The sequence below is a fragment of the Spirillospora sp. NPDC048911 genome, assembly GCF_043198015.1.
Classification (GTDB): Bacteria; Actinomycetota; Actinomycetes; order Streptosporangiales; family Streptosporangiaceae; genus Spirillospora.
Map to the genome: position 1 here is coordinate 303169 of NZ_JBICUD010000004.1, position 18291 is coordinate 321459.

An 18291-nucleotide genomic window follows, 5' to 3' on the forward strand; every position below is an offset into this window, starting at 1 on the left:
GCATGGTCACGATACGTCAAGGTACGGGACCGTGCGGGCCCGCGCCCTGCAAGGTCGGCTGTGGCTGGGTGGTGAGGTCGGCGGGAGGGGCGCGGTGGCACGGGGGTACGGGACGGCCACGCCGGCATGTCCGGCGGCCGTGACGGTCGTGCTGGCGACGTTCCTCGCCGGGGCGCTCGCCGCCTGCGACGGCGGGGCGGGCGGCGGCGCGGGCCGGGGCGGCACGCTGCGGATCGTGGGCGCCGCCGATCCCGATCACCTCGATCCGGCGGGCGGCTACACCTTCGCCTCGATCTCGCTGAGCCGGATGTTCGCCCGGCCGCTGTTCCGCACCAGGTCGTCCAACACGTTCGAGGAGACGATCCCCGTCGTGCCCGACGTCGCGCGCGAACTCCCGACGCGGCGGAACGGAGGGGTCAGCGCCGACGGCAGGACCTACACGATCAGGCTGCGCGACGGTGTCCGGTGGAACACCCGGCCACCGCGCGAGGTGACCGCCGGCGACTACGTCCGCGGCCTGAAACGGCTCTGCAACCCGGCCGCGCCGTCGGGCGGGCAGGGCTACTACCGCTCGACCATCACGGGCATGGAGGCCTACTGCGCCGCCTACGCCAAGGTGGACGGCGGGGACGCCGCGGCGATGGCGGCCTTCCAGAACGGTCACGACATCGAGGGCCTGAAGGCCAGGGACGACCGGACCCTCGTGATCCGGCTCGACCGCCCGGCCGGGGACATGCTCGACATCCTGGGCCTGCAGTTCGCGACGGCCGCGCCGCGCGAGTACGACCGGTACGTCCCCGACGGGGCCGAGTTCCGCCGCAACACCATCTCCAACGGCCCGTACCAGATCACCCGGTACGCGCCCGGCACGACGATCGTCCTGGACCGCAACCCGGCCTGGCAGGCGGCCGCCGACCCGCTCCGGCCCGCCCACGTCGACCGGATCCAGATCACCCTCGGGCAGGACACCCCGGTCGGGGTGCAGCAGCAACTCGAACAGGGGGCCGCCGACCTGGCCTGGGACTCGCCGGTGCCGGTCGCGGCGATCCACCGGCTCAAGGCGGCCCGCGACCCCCGCTTCGCCATCCGGCGCGCCCCGAGCCTCAGCCCGTTCCTCGTCTTCAACCTGCAGAGCCCGAACAACGGCCGGGCGCTGGCCGACCGGCGGGTCCGGCAGGCCATCGCGTACGCCGTCGACAAGTCGGCCCTGGTGAAGATCTACGGCGGGCCGGACGTGGCCGAGCCGCTGAGCCAGGTGATCCCGCCGGGCAACGTCGGCCACCACGGCTTCGAGCCGTACCCGACGCCCGGGAACCAGGGCGACCCGGCCAGGTGCAGGAGCCTGCTCGCCGCGGCCGGTCACGGCGGCGGCCTGACCCTGCGCCTCCCGTACCGGGTGAGCGGCCACAACCCGAAGGTGGCCCAGTCGCTGCAGGCCGACCTGGCGGCCTGCGGCATCACCGCGCAGCTCGTCGCGGACGGCAACGGCACCTTCTACGGCCGCACACTGGTCACGCCGTCCGCGGCCCGCGAGGGGCGGTGGGACGTCGCCGTGCCGAACTGGAGCCCCGACTGGTACGGCAACAACGGCCGGTCGGTGATCCAGCCGCTCTTCGACGGCAGGACCTACGGCCCCAACTCGACCAACTACGGCGCCTACGACAACGCCGAGGTCAACAGGCTCATCGACCAGGCGCTCCAGACCGAGGAGCCGGCGAGGGCCGACGCGCTGTGGCACGGCGCCGACCGGCTCATCATGGCCGACGCGGCGGTGGTGCCCTTCCTCAACCCGAACTTTCCCATCTTCCACTCCGACCGCGTCCGTGACGCGCGGTTCATCCCGACGATCCAGGCCTATGACTACGCTACGATCCGCCTGGCCCCGTGAGCGGCCCCGGAGGCGCCCGGCATCTCGCGGCCGGGAGATCCAGGCGCGCGGCCCGTGGACGCTGGCGCTCGCGCGGCTGCGCGCCGACCGGCTCGCCATGATCTCCGTCGGCGTCATCCTGCTCATGCTGGTGTTCGCGCTGACCGCGCCGCTGTGGGCGGCGTGGACCGGCCACACCTACCACTCCACCTACCCCGCGACCGGGCTCGACGAGAGCGGCCTGCCGGCCGGGCCGTCGGGCGAGTTCTGGCTGGGCGCCGACTCGGTCGGCCGGGACGTGCTGGTGCGGGCCGCCTACGGCGCGCGGGTCTCGCTGCTGGTGGGGCTCGCCTCGACCGCGCTGGCGACCTTCTTCGGCGTGCTGGCCGGGGTGTCGGCGGGGTTCCTCGGCGGCCGGGTGGACGAGGTGCTGGCGCGCGGCGTCGACGTGGTCCTGTCCTTCCCCTACCTGCTGGTCGCCATCGCGATCGCGGTGACGTTCGGCGCGAGCGTGCCGCTGACCATCCTCGTGATCGCCTTCTTCATGTTCGCGGCCATGGCGCGCGTCGTCCGCGGCCAGGTGATGTCGATCAAGGAGAAGGAGTACATCGAGGCGGCGAGGTCTCTCGGGGCGGGCAAGGTACGGATCATGCTGGTGGACGTCCTGCCCAACCTGGTCGCGCCGGTCACCGTGATGGCCTCCCTCCTCATCCCGCAGGCCATCACGTTCGAGGCGACGCTGTCGTTCCTGGGCGCCGGCGTCGACCCGTCCACGCCCAGCTGGGGCGGCATGCTCAACGAGGCGCAGGAGTACTACCAGACCGCGTGGTGGTTCCTGCTCGTCCCTGCCGGGCTGCTCTTGGCGACCACGTTCGCGTTCAACATCCTCGGCGACGGCATCCGCGACGCGTTCGATCCGCGCATGGAACCGCCGGTGTGCGGACGCCGACGCCGGCTCCGGCGTCGGCGCGGACGCGGGAAGGCGGCGAAGAGATGATCCGGTTCGTCCTCCGGCGGGCGTTGTCCGGGATCGCCGTGCTCTGGCTGGTGTCCACCGCCGTGTTCCTCCTCGTCTTCGTCGCGGCGGGCGATCCCGCGCGGGTGATCGGCGGCCCGCGCGCCACCACGGAGACGCTGCGGCTCATCCGCGCGAACCTCGGGCTCGACGAGCCGCTCATCGTGCGGTACGGCACGTTCCTCGGCCGCCTGCTCCAGGGCGACCTCGGCCGTTCCTCCGTCCACGGGACGCCGGTCGCCTCGATGATCGCCGACCGGCTGCAGACGACGGTCGTGCTCGTGCTGGGCGCCTCGGTGCTGTGGTTCGCCGGGGGAGTCCTCACCGGCGTGCTCAGCGCCACCCGGGCGCGGTCGCTCACCGACCGGCTGGCGACGCTGTTCGTTCTGGCCGGGCTGTCGATGCCCGCGTTCGTGGTGTCCCTGCTGATGCTGTACGTGCTGTTCGGCAAGGCGGGCGACGTGGGGATCCACCTGTTCGAGCCGGGTCCGCCGCTCCAGGAGAACTTCTGGCAACGGATGACCCTGCCCTGGCTCGCGCTGGCCTTCCTGCTGATGGCGGGCTACACCCGGCTCACGCGCGGCGCGATGCTGGACGTGCTCGGCGAGGACTACATCCGCACGGCCCGGTCCAAGGGCCTGTCAGAGCGGCGGGTCGTCTACCGGCACGGCCTCCGGGCCGCGCTGACCCCGGTGGTGACCCAGTTCGGCGTCGACCTCGGCGTCCTCATCGGCTCGACCATCGTCACCGAGAAGGTCTTCGGCCTGCAGGGCGTCGGCCAGCTCGTCGTGCAGTCCATCACGGTGGGGGACACACCGGTCATCCTCGGGGTCGTCCTCGCCGTCGCGCTCTGCGTGGTGGTGGCGAATCTCCTGGTCGACATCGCCTACTCGTTCCTTGACCCGCGCGTCCGGCCGGCGTGACCGTATCCCGTCGGAAAGGGGCGCGCCCCGCACGGCCGGCGAGCCGTGCGGGGCGCTTTCGAGCCCCCGGATGGGGCGCTCCGGGGTGTCACTCGGTGGAGATCGCCTTCAGGACGTCCATCCGGCCGGCCCGCCACGCGGGCCAGAGCGCGGCGAGGATCCCGATGATCGCGGCCACCGCGACGAACACGGTGAGCGTGCCGTACGGGATGGCGAGCACCGTGAGTCCCTGGTCCTCCAGCGCGCTCTGCAGCGCGGCGCCGAACGTGATGCCGATGCCGATGCCGAGCGCCGCGCCGAACACCGCGATGACGATCGACTCGACCCGGATCATGCGGCGCAGCTGGCGGCGGCTGATGCCGATCGCCCGCAGCAGGCCGATCTCGCGGGTGCGCTCGATCACCGACAGGGCCAGCGTGTTGATGACGCCGACGGCCGCGATGATGACCGACATGACCAGCAGGATCGTGAAGAACGTGATGAACTGGTCGACCTGCTTGCGGGCGTCCTTCTTCAGCGCCGCCTGGTCGGAGACCTTCAGGTTCGGGTAGTCCGCCACCGACCGCTCGATGGCCTGCTTGGTCGCGGCGTCGGTGTTCTTCGCGTCGACGACGATGCCGTCGACGGCCGGCTTGGCGGTGTGGGACATGTAGACGGGCTGGGCGACGACGCGCGGCCCGAGCATCTGGTTCTTCTCGTAGACGCCCATGACCCGCAGCTGCTGCGTCTTGCCGTCGGGGAACGACGCCGCGATCGTCGAGCCGACCGCCCACTTGTTGTCCTTGGCGGTGTCCTCGTCGATGAGCATGCCGTCCTGGCCGAGGGCGGTGCCGCCGGTGACCATCTTGAGGCGCACGCCGTCGGCGAGGACCTTCATGTCGCCCGCCACGTAGAACGCGCGCTTGCCCTTGATCTTGGCGTTGCCCGAGTAGAACGGCGACGCGCTGTCGACGCCCGGTGCCGCGGCGATCTTGGCGACGGCGGAGGCGTCCGTACCGCCCGCGCCGGTCGGCTCGACCACGTAGTCGGCGCCGAACTGCTTGTCGACCTGCGACTCGACCGAGGCGCTCATGGTGGCGCCCATGACGTTCACCGTGGTGATGAGGGCCAGGCCGATCATCAGCGCGGCGGCGGTCGCGGCGGTGCGGCGCGGGTTGCGCAGCGCGTTCTGCTGGGCGAGCCGGCCCGGCGTGCCCAGCACGCGGGCGAACGGGGCGCCGAGCACCCGCACCACCGGCACGCTGATCACCGGGGCGAGCATCGCCACGCCGACGAACACCAGCAGGGCGCCGACCCCGACCGGGACGATCGGGTTGCTCCCGCCGCCGAACAGGCCGAGCGCGATGAGCGCGGCGCCGAGCAGGGTCAGCGTGGAGCCGAGCGCGATGCGGATCCGCAGCGAGCGCTGTGGCAGGGCGACGTCGTCGCGCATCGCGGCGACCGGCGGGATCTTCGCCGCCCGGCGGGCGGGGAAGTAGGCCGCGGTGACCGTGACGACGATGCCGACGGCGTACGACCAGATCACCGGCGTCGCGGTGAAGACCAGCCCGGACGCGCTGTCCTGCATCATGAAGCCCTGCAGCATCAGCGCCAGGCCCGCGCCCGCCACCAGGCCGATCGTGGAGCCGATGAAGCCGACCGCGACCGCCTCGCCGATGACGGCCCGGGTCACCTGGGGGCGCGCCGCGCCGATGGCGCGCAGCAGCGCCAGCTCCCGGGTGCGCTGGGCGACCAGCATGGAGAACGTGTTGAAGATGATGAACGCGCCGACGAAGATCGAGATGAACGCGAACACCAGCAGGAACGTCCGGAAGAAGTTCATGATGGTGGCGACGTCGCTCTTGGCGTCCTCGCGCAGCTTGGTCCCGGTGATCGCCTCCAGGTTGGACGGCAGGACCTTCGCGACGCTGTCGCGCAGCTCGGTCTCACTCGGACCGGACGAGGCCATCTGGATGTCGTTGTAGAAGCCGGGCTTGAGCAGCAGCCGCTGCGCGGTCGCGGTGTCGAACGCGGTGACCGTGGCGCCCATCAGGTTGCCGGTGTCGATCAGGCCGACGACCTTGAGCCGCTGCGGCGGCCCCTGGACCACGATCCGGGCGGTGTCGCCGACCTTCAGCTTGCCCTTCTCGGCGGTCTTGGCGTCGATGGCGACCTCGGCCGGGCCGTTGGGCGCGTGCCCCTCCTTCAGGTCGTAGTCGCCGCCCGGGGTCCAGTTGACGCCCAGCTGGGGCGGGCCCTGCTGCCCGGTGCCGACGATCTTGCCGTTCGTCCCGACGACCGCCGCGTAGCCGCTGACGTTGCCCTTGACGTCCTTGACGCCGGGGATCGCGCGGATCCGCTCCAGCACGGTGCCGGGGACGGGCTGCGCCGACAGGCCGTCGTCGTCGAAGTCGTCGGTGAGCTTCTTGGCCCGCACGTCGACGGCGACGCCCTTGCCGACCCGGTCGAAGAGGTCGTCGAACTGCTTGTTCATCGTGTCGGTGAAGATGAGCGTGCCCGCCACGAACGCCACGCCGAGGATCACCGCGACCGCGGTGAGGACGAGGCGGATCTTGTGCGCCGCGAGGTTGCGGAGCGTGACCTTGGCCATCATCGGGCCGTGACCCCCGGCTGGTCGAAGCCCTTCATGCGCTCGAGCACGCGCTCGGCCGTCGGGCCGGCCATCTTGTCGACGATCTGGCCGTCGGTCAGGAACAGCACCTCGTCGGAGTAGGCGGCCGCGGACGGGTCGTGGGTCACCATGACGATGGTCTGGCCCATCTGCCGCACCGACTCGCGCAGGAAGCCGAGCACCTCGGCGCCCGACCGCGAGTCCAGGTTGCCGGTGGGCTCGTCGGCGAAGATGATCTCAGGCCGGGAGGCGAGGGCGCGGGCGCAGGCGACCCGCTGCTGCTGGCCGCCGGACAGCTCGCTCGGGCGGTGCTTGAGGCGCGGCCGCAGGCCGACGGTGTCGATGACCGAGTCGAGCCACTGCTGGTCGGGCTTGCGGCCGGCGATGTCCATGGGGAGCGTGATGTTCTCCAGCGCCGTCAGCGTCGGCACCAGGTTGAACGCCTGGAAGATGAACCCGATCTTGTCGCGGCGCAGCCGGGTGAGCTGCTTGTCCTTGAGCCGGGTCAGGTCGGTGTCGCCGATGAAGACCTGGCCGGAGTCCACCGAGTCCAGCCCCGCCATGCAGTGCATGAGCGTGGACTTGCCGGAACCCGACGGACCCATGATCGCGGTGAAGCGGCCGCGCGGGATGCCGACGGTCACGCCGTCGAGGGCGATGACCTGGGCGTCGCCGGAGCCGTACACCTTGGCGATCTGATGTGCCCGTGCGGCGAAATCGCCCGCCCCGGGCGCGGAGTGCGCGTCAGCGGTGGATGGGGCGGTGTTCGTCACGTGAACTCCCCTGTCTGCGGAATCTGTCTGTGGAGGGATCTGGATCGGACCGATCCTGGACCGCGCTTTCCCCCGGCGCGATCCATGACACAGAACAGTAGGAGTTCAGGGGGCTCTTGAGATGGGCCCCAGGAAGGGACTTCGCACTCCACCCTTGGACGGAGAGGCACCTCCGGCGATCGTCCTCTCGGGGGAGGGAAGGATCACCGGAGGCCGCCGGAGGGCGCCCCGCCGGGCGCTCGTCAGCTCTGGCCGGGCCGGCTCATGCCCGTCTCGTAGGCGTACACCACGGCCTGCACGCGGTCGCGCAGCCCGAGCTTGGCCAGCACGTTGCCCACGTGCGTCTTGACCGTCGTCTCGCTGACCACCAGCTCCGCGGCGATCTCGGCGTTGGACAGGCCCCGCGCGACGTGCGACAGCACCTCGCGCTCGCGGTCGGTCAGCGTGTCGAGGCCGGGCGGGGGAGAGGAGTCGCGGACCGCGGGGAGCCGGGTGGCGAACTTGTCCAGCAGCCGGCGGGTCACGCTCGGCGCCACGATGGCGTCGCCGGCCGCCACGATGCGGATGGCCTGCACCAGGTCCTCGGGCGGCGAGTCCTTGAGCAGGAACCCGCTCGCGCCGGCCCGCACCGCCTCGATCACGTACTCGTCCAGGTCGAACGTGGTGAGGATCAGCACCTTCGGATCGTGCGACGCGGCGCCCTCACGGATGATCCGCCGGGTCGCCTCGATCCCGTCCACGCCCGGCATCCGGATGTCCATCAGCACCACGTCCGGCAGCAGCGACCGCGTCATCTCGACCGCCGCCGCGCCGTCGCCGGCCTCGCCGACCACCGCGAGGTCGCCCTCGGCCTCCAGGATCAGCCGGAATCCCGTCCGCAGCAGCGGCTGGTCGTCCACGAGCAGAACCCGCACCGTCGTCATGAACCCGCTCCGCTCGACAGACCCATCACTTCGCTCCGCTCGTCATCGAACTCATGCCTCCAGGGGGAACCGGGCCCGCACGCCGAAACCGCCGCCGACCCGTGGCCCGATCCGCAGCTCGCCGCCGTACAGCGCGACGCGCTCGTACATGCCGACCAGCCCATGCCCGGGATTGTCCCCGTTGTCGGCCATGATCGTCGCGGTGCCACGCCCGTCGTCCTCGATCTCCACGGTCAGGTCGTCGTCGGTGTAGTAGAGCCGTACCCAGGCGCGCGCCTGCGGACCGGCATGCTTGAGCGTATTGGTGAGCGCCTCCTGGATGAGCCGGAAGGCCGCCACGTCCACGCCGGGGGAGGGCGTGCGCGCCTCGCCCTCGATCCAGAGCTGCACCGACAGGCCGGTCTCCCGGACGTGGTCGAGCAGCTCGCCGAGGTCGCCGAGGCCGGGCTGGGGCGCGAGCTCGCCGCCCGCCCGCTCGGGGTCGCGGTCGGTGCGCAGCACGCCGACGATCCGGCGCATCTCGCTCAGCGCGGTGCGGCCGACCTCCTCGATGGTGGACATGGCCTCCCGGGCGCTGCCGGGGTCGCGGTCGAGGATGCGCCGCGCGGCGCCCGCCTGGACCGTCATCACGCTGACGTGGTGGGCGACGACGTCGTGCAGCTCGCGCGCGATGCGGGAGCGCTCCTCGACCCTGGCCGCCCGCGCGTCGGTGCCGCGCGCCCGCTCGAGCCGGGCGGCGCGGTCCTCCAGCTCGGTGAAGTAGGCCCGCCGCAGCCGCAGGTTGCGGCCCAGCACCCAGACGCCCATGACCAGCGCGTTGTCCATCAGGTAGGTGATGATGCCCGGATCGATCGGCTGCATCACCAGCATCGTGTTGAACGAGACCAGGGCCAGCAGCCCGCCCAGTGCGCTGTGGGCCAGCCCCCGGTGCGCGGCGACGCTGTAGATCGCCAGCAGGAACGCGACCACGTCCGGGACCGTCGGCGGATAGTGCTGGACCGTGATCCACAGCTCGCCGGCCACGAGGAAGCACAACACCGACATCGGGTAGCGCTGCCGGAACGTGATCGACATCGTGAGGGCGATGATGAGCGCCACATGGGTGGCATCCGATTTCCCGTAGTACGGCTCCAGCCGCGCCGGGGGGTCCTCGATGAAGAGCTGGAGGAACCCCATGAGCAGCAGGGCCACCGCCAGGACGGCGTCAGCCGCCTGCGGGCGGGACTGAAGCCATGAGCGGAAGGCGGCGAGGCCACGGATGCGGGGTGACACGATTCTCACCCTAGGAGGTCGTACCTGGTGGTGGGCCCCTCCTGGACGCGGATCTCAGCTCCTCCGGAAGGATGAGCGGACCGGCCGCGCCGGTGGAGTCACAGGTCGTCCCCGCGCCCGTGGGCCGAGATTTCAAGATCGGCAGGGGAGGGGCGGTCGACCGGCGTCGCGGGCAGCGGCGGCGGCGTGCCGCCCCACGCCGGGCAGCGCTCCTTGTGGTCGCACCAGTCGCAGAGCCGGCTGGTGCGGTGGCGCCACTCGCCGGTCTCGGTCGCCCGCCGGATCGCCGCCCAGAGCGCCTCGACCTTGCGCTCGGTGGCCCGCAGGTCGGCCTCGTCCGGCTCGTACCGCAGGACCTCGCCGTTGCCGAGGTACATGAGCTGCAGCAGCCGCGGCACGCGGCCCTGCAGCCGCCACAGCACCAGGGCGTAGAACTTCATCTGGAACAGCGCCCGCGCCTCGAAGTCGGCGCGCGGCGCGGTGCCGGTCTTGTAGTCGACGATCCGGACCTCGCCGCTCGGCGCCACGTCGACCCGGTCGATGTAGCCGCGCAGCTTGAGCCCCGAGGCCAGCACGGTCTCGACGAACAGCTCGCGCTCGGCCGGCTCCAGGCGGCGCGGATCTTCGAGCGTGAAGTAGCGCTCGACCATCTGCCGGGCCTGCTCGAACCACTCCCGCTCAACCGCCCCGACCCCGTCCGCACTCGCACCACCCGTGCCCGCACCCGCCACGGGCGTGCCCGCATCGGCCGCGCCCGTGCCCGAAGCGGCCGTGGGCGCACCACCCTCGGTGCCGGAGTTCGTGCCGATCTCGCCCGCAGCGCCCTCGGCGGCACTCGCGTCCGTGCCGATCTTGTCCGGGCCGTCCTCGGTGGGGTCTGGGGCGAAGAGGCGGGCCAGCTCCGGCTCCTCTTCCTGCAGCCGCTGCCACTGCGGCGCCAGCAGGTCGAGGGCGGCGGGCGGGGTGCGCTCCTCCCTCGGCAGGTCGTACAGCCGCTCCAGCACCGCGTGCACCAGCGTGCCGCGCACCGCGGCGGGGCTCGGCTTCTCCGGAATCCGGTCGATCACCCGGAAGCGGTACAGCAGGGGGCAGGTCATGAAATCGCCCGCCCGCGAGGGGGACAGGGAGCCGAGCACCTGCGGTCCGCCGGTGGTCTGTGTCTCCGGCACGGTGTCCGGCGAGCCCGCGGCCTCGGTGGTCGTCATGTCCAGCACCCTAGGGGACGGCACCGACGAAACCGTGCAGCCGCGTAGCATCGGGGGCGTGACAGAGAGCGCACCCCCGACCGAAGGCAAGACCGAACCCGGCGATCCGGCGGGCGCCGGTCCCGGAAGGGGCGGGCAAGGCCTGTTCATGGGACGGCCCTTCGGCGTCCCGGTCTACGTGTCCCCGAGCTGGTTCCTGGTCGCGGTGGTCGTCACCGTCATGTTCGAGAACCAGGTCCTCGACACCGGCGTGATCTCGCGCCCGGGCAGCTTCGTGGTCGCGTTCGCCTACGCGGTGCTGCTCTACGCGTCGGTGTTCGTCCACGAGCTGAGCCACGCGGTGACCGCCCGGGTGCTCGGCCTGCCCGTGCGCTCGGTCACCCTGCACATCCTCGGCGGCGAGACCTCCATCGAACGCGAGGCGCCCACCCCGGGCCGCGAGTTCCTGATCGCCTTCGCCGGGCCGCTGGTCAACCTCGTGCTCGCCGGGCTCGGGCTGCTGGCGCATCTGCTGCTGCCGCTCCCGGGCGTGGCCATGCTCCTCGTCGACGCGCTCACCTACGCCAACCTGCTGGTCGGCGCGTTCAACCTGCTGCCCGGCCTGCCGCTGGACGGCGGCCGGCTGGTGCGGGCCGCGGTCTGGAAGGTCACCGGGCGCAGCCGCAACGGGGCGATCTTCGCCGGCTGGGTGGGGCGCGCGGTCGCGGTGCTCACGCTGCTCGCCGGGGCGATCCTCGCCACCCGGCCCGCCGCGGGCGGTGGCGGCGGCTTCGGCTGGCTGGCGCTGCTCTGGTCGGCGCTGGTCGCCTCGTTCATCTGGGTGGGCGCCACCCAGGCCATCCGGGCCGAGAAGGTGCGCGACCGCATCCCGCTGCTCGACGCCCGCAGGCTGGCCCGCCGCGCCACGCTGGTGACCGCGAACGTGCCGCTGGCCGAGGCCGTGCGGCGCGCCCAGGAGGACCGGTCCGGCGCCCTGGTGATCGTCGACCACGAGGAGCGGCCGCTCGGCCTGGTGAGCGAGAAGGCCGTGACCGCCACGCCCGAGCACCGCCGCCCCTGGATCGAGGTGGGCGAGCTGTCGCGGAGCCTCGACACCGAGCTGACCCTTCCCGCCGACCTCACCGGCGAGGAACTGATCGTCGCGCTCCGCCGCGCGCCCGCCTCGGAGTACCTGCTGGTCGAGGCCGACGGCCGGGTCTACGGGGTGCTCGCGGTGGCCGACGTCGACCGGGCCTTCGCCGGGATCTGACGGCGATCCGCCCGGTCTGAGCGGGGCCTTTCCGCCGATAGCCTTGAGGGCTATGAGCGAACCCACCCTGGCCGCCGGCGACGGCGCCCACGACTCCTCCTCCCAGGACGCCCACGGCCGCATCCCGCACGGGCCGTTCCGGGCCGGCGACCAGGTTCAGCTCACCGACCCCAAGGGCCGGATCAACACGATCACGCTGCAGCCGGGCAAGGTCTATCACTCGCACAAGGGCTCGATCCCGCACGAGGAGATCATCGGCAGCCCCGAGGGCACGGTGTTCCGCTCCAGCGGCGGCACCGAGTACCTCGCGTTCCGGCCCCTGCTGGCCGACTTCGCCGTGCGCATGCCGCGCGGCGCGGCCGTCGTCTACCCCAAGGACGCCGGTCAGATCGTCGCGATGGCCGACATCTTCCCGGGCGCCCGCGTCGTCGAGGCGGGCGCCGGATCGGGCGCGCTGAGCTGCTTCCTGCTGCGCGCGGTGGGCGAGCGCGGCATGGTCTCGTCCTACGAGCGGCGCGAGGACTTCGCCGACGTCGCCAAGGGCAACGTCGAGAAGTTCTTCGGCGGCCCGCACCCGGCGTGGAAGCTGACCGTCGGCTCGCTGGAGGACTCCCTCGCCGAGACCGAGGTCGATCGGGTCGTCCTCGACATGCTCGCCCCCTGGGAGTGCCTGGAGGCCGTCGCCAAGGCCCTGATCCCCGGCGGGATGATCTGCGTCTACGTCGCCACCACGACGCAGATGTCGCGGGTCGTGGAGGGGCTCCGCGAGCACGGCGCCTTCGCCGAGCCGTACGCCTTCGAGACGATGGTGCGCTCCTGGCACGTCGAGGGGCTGGCCGTCCGGCCCGACCACCGCATGGTCGGCCACACCGGCTTCCTCGTGACCGCCCGCAGGCTGGCCGACGGCGTCGCCCCGCCGCTGCGCCGCCGCCGTCCCGCCAAGGGCGCCTACGCCGAGACCGGTGCGCCCGCCGGAGCCGGGTCCGCCGGAGCCGGGTCCGCCGGAGCCGGGTCCCCGGGAGCAGGGTCCGCGGGCGGCGACGCCACGCCCGGCGCCACGCCCGGCGCCACGCCCGAGACCACCGAGGTCTAGATCACATTTTCATGACGGCCGGGCACGGCCCCGAGACCGCCCCGGCTACCGCAGGTCACCTCGTAACACGGAATTCACACGACGCGTCCTGGCCCCCAACACACCTTCTGGCAGGGCCGTAATCAGCGAACTTCGCTTCGCCCGGCCGGTGGACGCCGCGAATTTCGTGGTCTGCCGGATGTGTCCCCGCATCATCACGGTCGTTGGAACGGGCTATTCCGGGCGGGCCGGGACGGGCGTCAATGACAGGAGAACCGAAGCGGCAGGTTACGGATGCCCCTCAGATAGGTAGGGTCTCAGTAGGTCGTCGGCTCTCTTCGTGAGGAGGTGACGGGGCGTGGCCGCTCGTGACGATGCTGGGGCGCGCAGGGCGCAGCACGACAAGGAGGTTAGGGACCTCCAAACGCAGGTTTCCTTCCTGGAGGAGGAGATCTCCGTGCTGCGCCGCAAGCTCGCGGAATCCCCGCGCCAAGTACGTGTTCTAGAGGAACGACTCCATGAGGCACAGGCCAACCTGGCTGCCGTAACGGGTCAGAACGAGCGTCTCGTAGCGACCCTCAAAGAGGCTCGCGAGCAGATCGTGGCGCTCAAAGAGGAGGTCGACAGGCTCGCCCAACCGCCGTCGGGGTTCGGGGTCTTCCTGGAGGCCCGGGACGATGGAACGGTCGACATCTTCACCGGGGGCCGCAAGCTCCGGGTGAACGTCAGCCCGGCGGTGGACGCGGACGAGCTGCAGCGTGGCCAGGAGGTCATGCTCAACGAGGCGCTCAACGTCGTCGAGGCACTGGAGTTCGAAGAGCAGGGCGAGGTCGTCATGCTCAAGGAGCTCTTCGAGGACGGTGAACGGGCCCTGGTGATCGCGCACGCCGACGAGGAGCGCGTGATCAAACTGGCCGAGCCGCTGCGCGGCGTCCCGCTGCGGGCGGGCGACTCGCTGATGCTCGAACCGAGGTCCGGATACGCCTACGAGAAGATTCACAAGGCCGAGGTCGAGGAGCTGGTCCTCGAGGAGGTCCCCGACATCTCCTACAACGAGATCGGCGGGCTCGGCTCGCAGATCGAGATGATCAGGGACGCGGTCGAGCTGCCGTACCTGCACGCGGATCTGTTCCGCGAGCACCAGCTGCGCCCCCCCAAGGGCGTGCTGCTGTACGGCCCGCCCGGCTGCGGCAAGACGCTCATCGCCAAGGCGGTGGCCAACTCGCTGGCCAAGAAGGTCGCCGAGCAGACCGGAGCCGAGGGCAAGAGCTTCTTCCTCAACATCAAGGGTCCCGAGCTGCTCAACAAGTACGTCGGCGAGACCGAGCGGCACATCCGCCTGGTCTTCCAGCGGGCCCGGGAGAAGGCCTCGGCCGGCACCCCGGTGATCGTGTTCTTCGACGAGATGGACTCGATCTTCCGGACCCGCGGCTCGGGCGTCTCCTCCGACGTCGAGAACACCATCGTCCCGCAGCTGCTGAGCGAGATCGACGGTGTCGAAGGCCTGGAGAACGTGATCGTCATCGGTGCCTCCAACCGGGAGGACATGATCGACCCGGCGATCCTGCGGCCCGGCCGGCTGGACGTCAAGATCAAGATCGAGCGTCCGGACGCCGAGGCGGCCAAGGACATCTTCTCCAAGTACATCCTCGAAGGGCTGCCCCTGCACCCCGACGACGTCAAGGAGAACGGCGGTTCCGCGGACGCCACCGTGGACGCCATGATCCAGCGCGTCGTCGAGCGGATGTACACCGAGAGCGAGGAGAACCGCTTCCTGGAGGTCACCTACGCCAACGGTGACAAGGAGGTCCTGTACTTCAAGGACTTCAACTCCGGAGCGATGATCCAGAACATCGTCGACCGGGCCAAGAAGATGGCCATCAAGCAGTTCCTCGACACCGGCCAGAAGGGCATGCGCGTGGCGCACCTGCTCGCCGCCTGCGTCGACGAGTTCAGCGAGAACGAAGACCTGCCCAACACCACCAACCCCGACGACTGGGCGCGCATCTCGGGCAAGAAGGGCGAACGGATCGTCTACATCCGTACGCTCGTCTCTGGGACCAAGGGCGCCGAGGCCGGCCGTTCGATCGACACCGTGGCGAACACCGGCCAGTACCTGTAATGTAGTCGCCCCACCACAGTTCGTGAGGAGCGGGGGGGGGGCCCCCCCCGGGGGGGGGGGGGGGGCGCGGGGGGGGGCCCGGGGGGGGGGGGGGGGGCGGGGGGGGGCGCCCCCCCCCCCCCCCCCCCCCCCCCCAGCCCCCCCCCGCGGGGGGGCCCCCCCCCCCCCGGGGGGGGGGGGGCCCCCCCCCCCCCCCCCGGCCCCCCCCCCCCCGCGCTCCTTTTGGCAGCGCCCGGGCCGTGCCGCTGGCCGCATTTGTTGAAGCTGCGTTAACTCAAGGTGAGAATCTGGCCAATAGGGGCTTATGTGTCCCCTAGGCTCGTTGTCGATGTCTGCAGACCCCAAAGCACACGCCCCCCAGCGAGTGCGGCTCCTGGAAGTCGACCTGCTCCGCTTCCTCGCCGCCCTGGCCGTCGTGCTCTTCCACTACACCGGTTCACGCGGCGGCCCCTTCGAGGGGGAGAAGGCCCGAGAGCTGTTCCGGCCCATATCGGCCCTCACACAGTTCGGCTACCTCGGTGTCGAGCTGTTCTTCCTCATCAGCGGGTTCGTCATCCTGATGAGCGTCTGGGGCCGCAGCATGGCCGACTTCGCGGTCTCGCGGATCATCCGGCTCTACCCGGCGTACTGGTTCGCCGTCCTGCTCATCGGGGTGATCTACTACACGACCGGCCTCGGCTGGGGCGAGGTCGAGACCATCATCCCCAACCTGACGATGTTCCAGCAGGGGATGGGCGTCCGCAACGCCAGCAACGTCTTCTGGACGTTGTGGACCGAGATGCACTTCTACGCGCTGATCTCGATCCTGGTGCTGGCGGGGGTCACCTACCAGCGCTGCATCACGTTCATGGCCACCTGGTCGGTGGCGAGCGTCTTCGCGCACGAGAGCGACAGCAAGGTCGCCGAGACCCTGCTCATCCCCGAGTACGCACCGTTCTTCATCGCGGGGATGGCCTTCTACCTGATCCACCGCTTCGGCTCGTCCCTGCTGCTGTGGTTGTTCGTCGGGTTCTCCTGGGCCTGCGCCGTGCGGTACGCGGTGCCGGCCGCCATCGAGAAGGCCTACCGGATCTCGCCGGCCGACGCCCGGCCCGCCGTCGCGATCATCGTCACGCTGACGTTCGCGGTGATGGCCCTGGTCGCCACGGGCAAGCTCGGCTGGCTGCGCTGGCGGTTCTTCACCACGCTCGGCTGCCTCACCTATCCGGTGTACCTCATCCACTACGACCTCGCCCCGGTGCTCGCCCGGGTGCTCTACCCGGCGATGGCGCCCTGGGCCGCGACTGTGACGATCATCATGGTGGTGCTCGTCGCGGCCTACGCGGTCCACAAGCTCGTCGAGCAGCCGCTCGCCGCCTGGCTCAAGCCGAGGCTGCGCGAGTCGTTCGCCAAACTCCAGATGACCGATACGGGCCGCCGGCGCGGCAGGCGCGCACGTGCTTCTGGGGGCGCGCCGGACGATCCAGCGGCCGGCACGCCGCACACGAACGAATCGGAGGTGGCGCCCCTACCGGCGAGGACACTCCCGCAACCCGGGGAGGAGCCCCATGGCTCCGCCCCCTCCGCCCCGATAGGCTCGACGATATGAGTGTTCGGCGGGTGATGGGCATCGAGACCGAGTACGGCATCTCCGTACCCGGTCAGCCAGGGGCCAACGCGATGGTGACCTCCTCTCAGGTCGTCAACGCCTACCTGGCGGCATCGGCGGCACGGGCCAGAAGGGCCCGCTGGGACTTCGAGGAGGAGAACCCGCTGCGCGACGCGCGCGGGTTCGATCTCGCCCGTGAGGTGGCCGACCCCACCCAGCTGACCGACGAGGACCTGGGGCTGGCCAACGTCATCCTCACCAACGGCGCGCGGCTCTACGTCGACCACGCGCATCCCGAGTACTCCGCGCCCGAGTGCACCAACCCCCGCGACGCGGTGATCTGGGACAAGGCGGGCGAGCGGGTGATGGCCGACGCGGCGGCGCGCGCCGCGCTGGTGCCCGGCACGCACCCCATCCAGCTCTACAAGAACAACACCGACAACAAGGGCGCCTCCTACGGCTGCCACGAGAACTACCTCATGAAGCGGGAGACGCCGTTCGCCGACGTCGTCCGCCATCTCACCCCGTTCTTCGTCTCACGCCAGGTCGTGGCGGGCGCCGGCCGGGTCGGCATCGGCGTCGACGGCCGCGGCGACGGGTTCCAGATCAGCCAGCGCGCCGACTTCTTCGAGGTCGAGGTCGGCCTGGAGACCACGCTCAAGCGCCCGATCATCAACACGCGCGACGAGCCGCACGCCGACCCCGAGAAGTACCGCCGGCTGCATGTGATCATCGGCGACGCCAACATGAGCGAGGTGTCGACCTACCTCAAGCTCGGCACCACGGCCCTGGTCCTGGCCATGATCGAGGACTCGTTCCTCACCGTCGACCTGTCGGTCGACATGCCGGTGGCGGGCCTGCGCGCGGTGTCGCACGACCCGGCGTGCAAGCACCTGCTCACGTTGCGCGACGGCCGCAAGATGACCGCCGTCCAGCTCCAGATGGAATACCTGGAGCAGTCCCGCAAGTACGTCGAGGACCGCTTCGGCGCCGACGTCGACGAGATGACCAAGGACGTCCTCGACCGCTGGGAGTCGGTCCTGCACCGCCTCGGCGAGGACCCCATGCAGCTCTCCCGCGAGCTCGACTGGGTGGCCAAGCTGGAGCTGCTGGAGGGCTACCGCAGCCGGGACGGCCTCGACTGGTCGCACCCGCGCCTGCAGCTGGTCGACCTGCAGTACTCCGACGTCCGTCCCGACAAGGGGCTCTACAACCGCCTGGTGGCCCGCGACCGCATCGAGCGGATCGTCACCGAGGCGCAGGTCGAGTCGGCCATCGAGGACCCGCCCGAGGACACCCGGGCCTACTTCCGCGGCCGGTGCCTGCGGCAGTACGCCGACTCGGTGGCCGCCGCGTCGTGGGACTCGGTGATCTTCGACGTGCCCGGCCGGGAGTCGTTGCAGCGGGTGCCCACTCTGGAACCCCTGCGCGGCACCAAGCAGCACGTGGGGCCGCTCCTGGACCGCTGCCGTACCGCCGCCGACCTCGTGGCCACCCTTACCGGCCACAGCTGATCTGAGCGGCCAGAGCTGATCTGAGCGGCCTCCCCCGGCTCATGGAGTGGGGGAGGCCGCCGCACATCCGTGGCCGGTTTGCCCGTTTCAGGGTTTCGAGGACGGGCGATAACCCCAGCAGGCCCCCCGCGCTGTCGAGGTGGTGAAACGGATCGCG

The 18291-nt window shown here is 71.1% G+C and carries 13 protein-coding genes; 8 read left to right on the forward strand and 5 right to left on the reverse strand.

Going from position 1 to position 18291, the window contains the following annotated elements:
- The first annotated feature begins 31 nt into the window (after positions 1-31).
- From ACGFNU_RS19560 to ACGFNU_RS19570, 3 genes are read left to right on the forward strand one after another with little or no spacing between them, the layout of a single operon-like run.
- On the forward strand, positions 32-1888 hold the full coding sequence (locus ACGFNU_RS19560) for an ABC transporter substrate-binding protein (protein WP_392595396.1): 1857 nt from the start codon (positions 32-34) through the stop codon (positions 1886-1888).
- Complete coding sequence (locus ACGFNU_RS19565) at positions 1857-2864, forward strand: ABC transporter permease (RefSeq protein ID WP_392595398.1); 1008 nt, start codon at positions 1857-1859, stop codon at positions 2862-2864. Before ACGFNU_RS19560 ends, ACGFNU_RS19565 begins: the two co-directional genes overlap by 32 nt.
- Positions 2861-3805 (forward strand): ABC transporter permease, encoded by a 945-nt coding sequence (locus tag ACGFNU_RS19570; protein ID WP_392595400.1) that lies wholly within the window; start codon positions 2861-2863, stop codon positions 3803-3805. Before ACGFNU_RS19565 ends, ACGFNU_RS19570 begins: the two co-directional genes overlap by 4 nt.
- A gap of 88 nt (positions 3806-3893) precedes the next feature.
- Here the strand turns inward: ACGFNU_RS19570 and ACGFNU_RS19575 are convergent, their stop codons facing one another.
- The 5 genes from ACGFNU_RS19575 to ACGFNU_RS19595 all read right to left on the reverse strand — a co-directional run bounded on the left by ACGFNU_RS19575 (position 3894) and on the right by ACGFNU_RS19595 (position 10481).
- Entirely contained in the window at positions 3894-6398 is a 2505-nt protein-coding gene (locus ACGFNU_RS19575; RefSeq protein ID WP_392595402.1) for an ABC transporter permease, read from the reverse strand.
- Complete coding sequence (locus ACGFNU_RS19580; RefSeq protein WP_392595404.1) at positions 6395-7189, reverse strand: ABC transporter ATP-binding protein; 795 nt, start codon at positions 7187-7189, stop codon at positions 6395-6397. The genes ACGFNU_RS19575 and ACGFNU_RS19580 overlap by 4 nt, the downstream gene beginning before the upstream one ends.
- A 242-nt stretch (positions 7190-7431) precedes the next feature.
- Positions 7432-8112 carry a response regulator gene (locus tag ACGFNU_RS19585; protein WP_392595406.1) on the reverse strand — a complete coding sequence of 227 codons (681 nt, stop codon included), beginning with the start codon at positions 8110-8112 and terminating at the stop codon, positions 7432-7434.
- A 51-nt stretch (positions 8113-8163) separates the two neighbouring features.
- A complete protein-coding gene (locus ACGFNU_RS19590) occupies positions 8164-9384 on the reverse strand; it encodes a sensor histidine kinase (RefSeq protein ID WP_392595408.1) in 1221 nt (406 codons plus the stop codon).
- 98 nt (positions 9385-9482) lie between these two features.
- A complete protein-coding gene (locus ACGFNU_RS19595) occupies positions 9483-10481 on the reverse strand; it encodes a RecB family exonuclease (protein WP_392596480.1) in 999 nt (332 codons plus the stop codon).
- Between the two features lie 166 nt (positions 10482-10647).
- Between ACGFNU_RS19595 and ACGFNU_RS19600 the strand changes: the two genes are divergently transcribed.
- From ACGFNU_RS19600 to dop, 5 genes are all read left to right on the forward strand, one after another.
- The gene (locus ACGFNU_RS19600; protein ID WP_392595410.1) at positions 10648-11838 is read left to right on the forward strand and encodes a site-2 protease family protein; all 1191 of its coding nucleotides are present in this window, start codon (positions 10648-10650) and stop codon (positions 11836-11838) included.
- 121 nt (positions 11839-11959) lie between these two features.
- The gene (locus tag ACGFNU_RS19605) at positions 11960-12931 is read left to right on the forward strand and encodes a tRNA (adenine-N1)-methyltransferase (RefSeq protein WP_392596482.1); all 972 of its coding nucleotides are present in this window, start codon (positions 11960-11962) and stop codon (positions 12929-12931) included.
- A gap of 337 nt (positions 12932-13268) precedes the next feature.
- Positions 13269-15032 (forward strand): proteasome ATPase, encoded by a 1764-nt coding sequence (gene arc / locus ACGFNU_RS19610; protein ID WP_392595412.1) that lies wholly within the window; start codon positions 13269-13271, stop codon positions 15030-15032.
- A gap of 328 nt (positions 15033-15360) precedes the next feature.
- Entirely contained in the window at positions 15361-16620 is a 1260-nt protein-coding gene (locus ACGFNU_RS19615) for an acyltransferase family protein (protein ID WP_392595414.1), read from the forward strand.
- A complete protein-coding gene (gene dop / locus ACGFNU_RS19620) occupies positions 16617-18134 on the forward strand; it encodes a depupylase/deamidase Dop (RefSeq protein WP_392595416.1) in 1518 nt (505 codons plus the stop codon). The genes ACGFNU_RS19615 and dop overlap by 4 nt, the downstream gene beginning before the upstream one ends.
- The last annotated feature ends 157 nt before the right edge of the window (positions 18135-18291 follow it).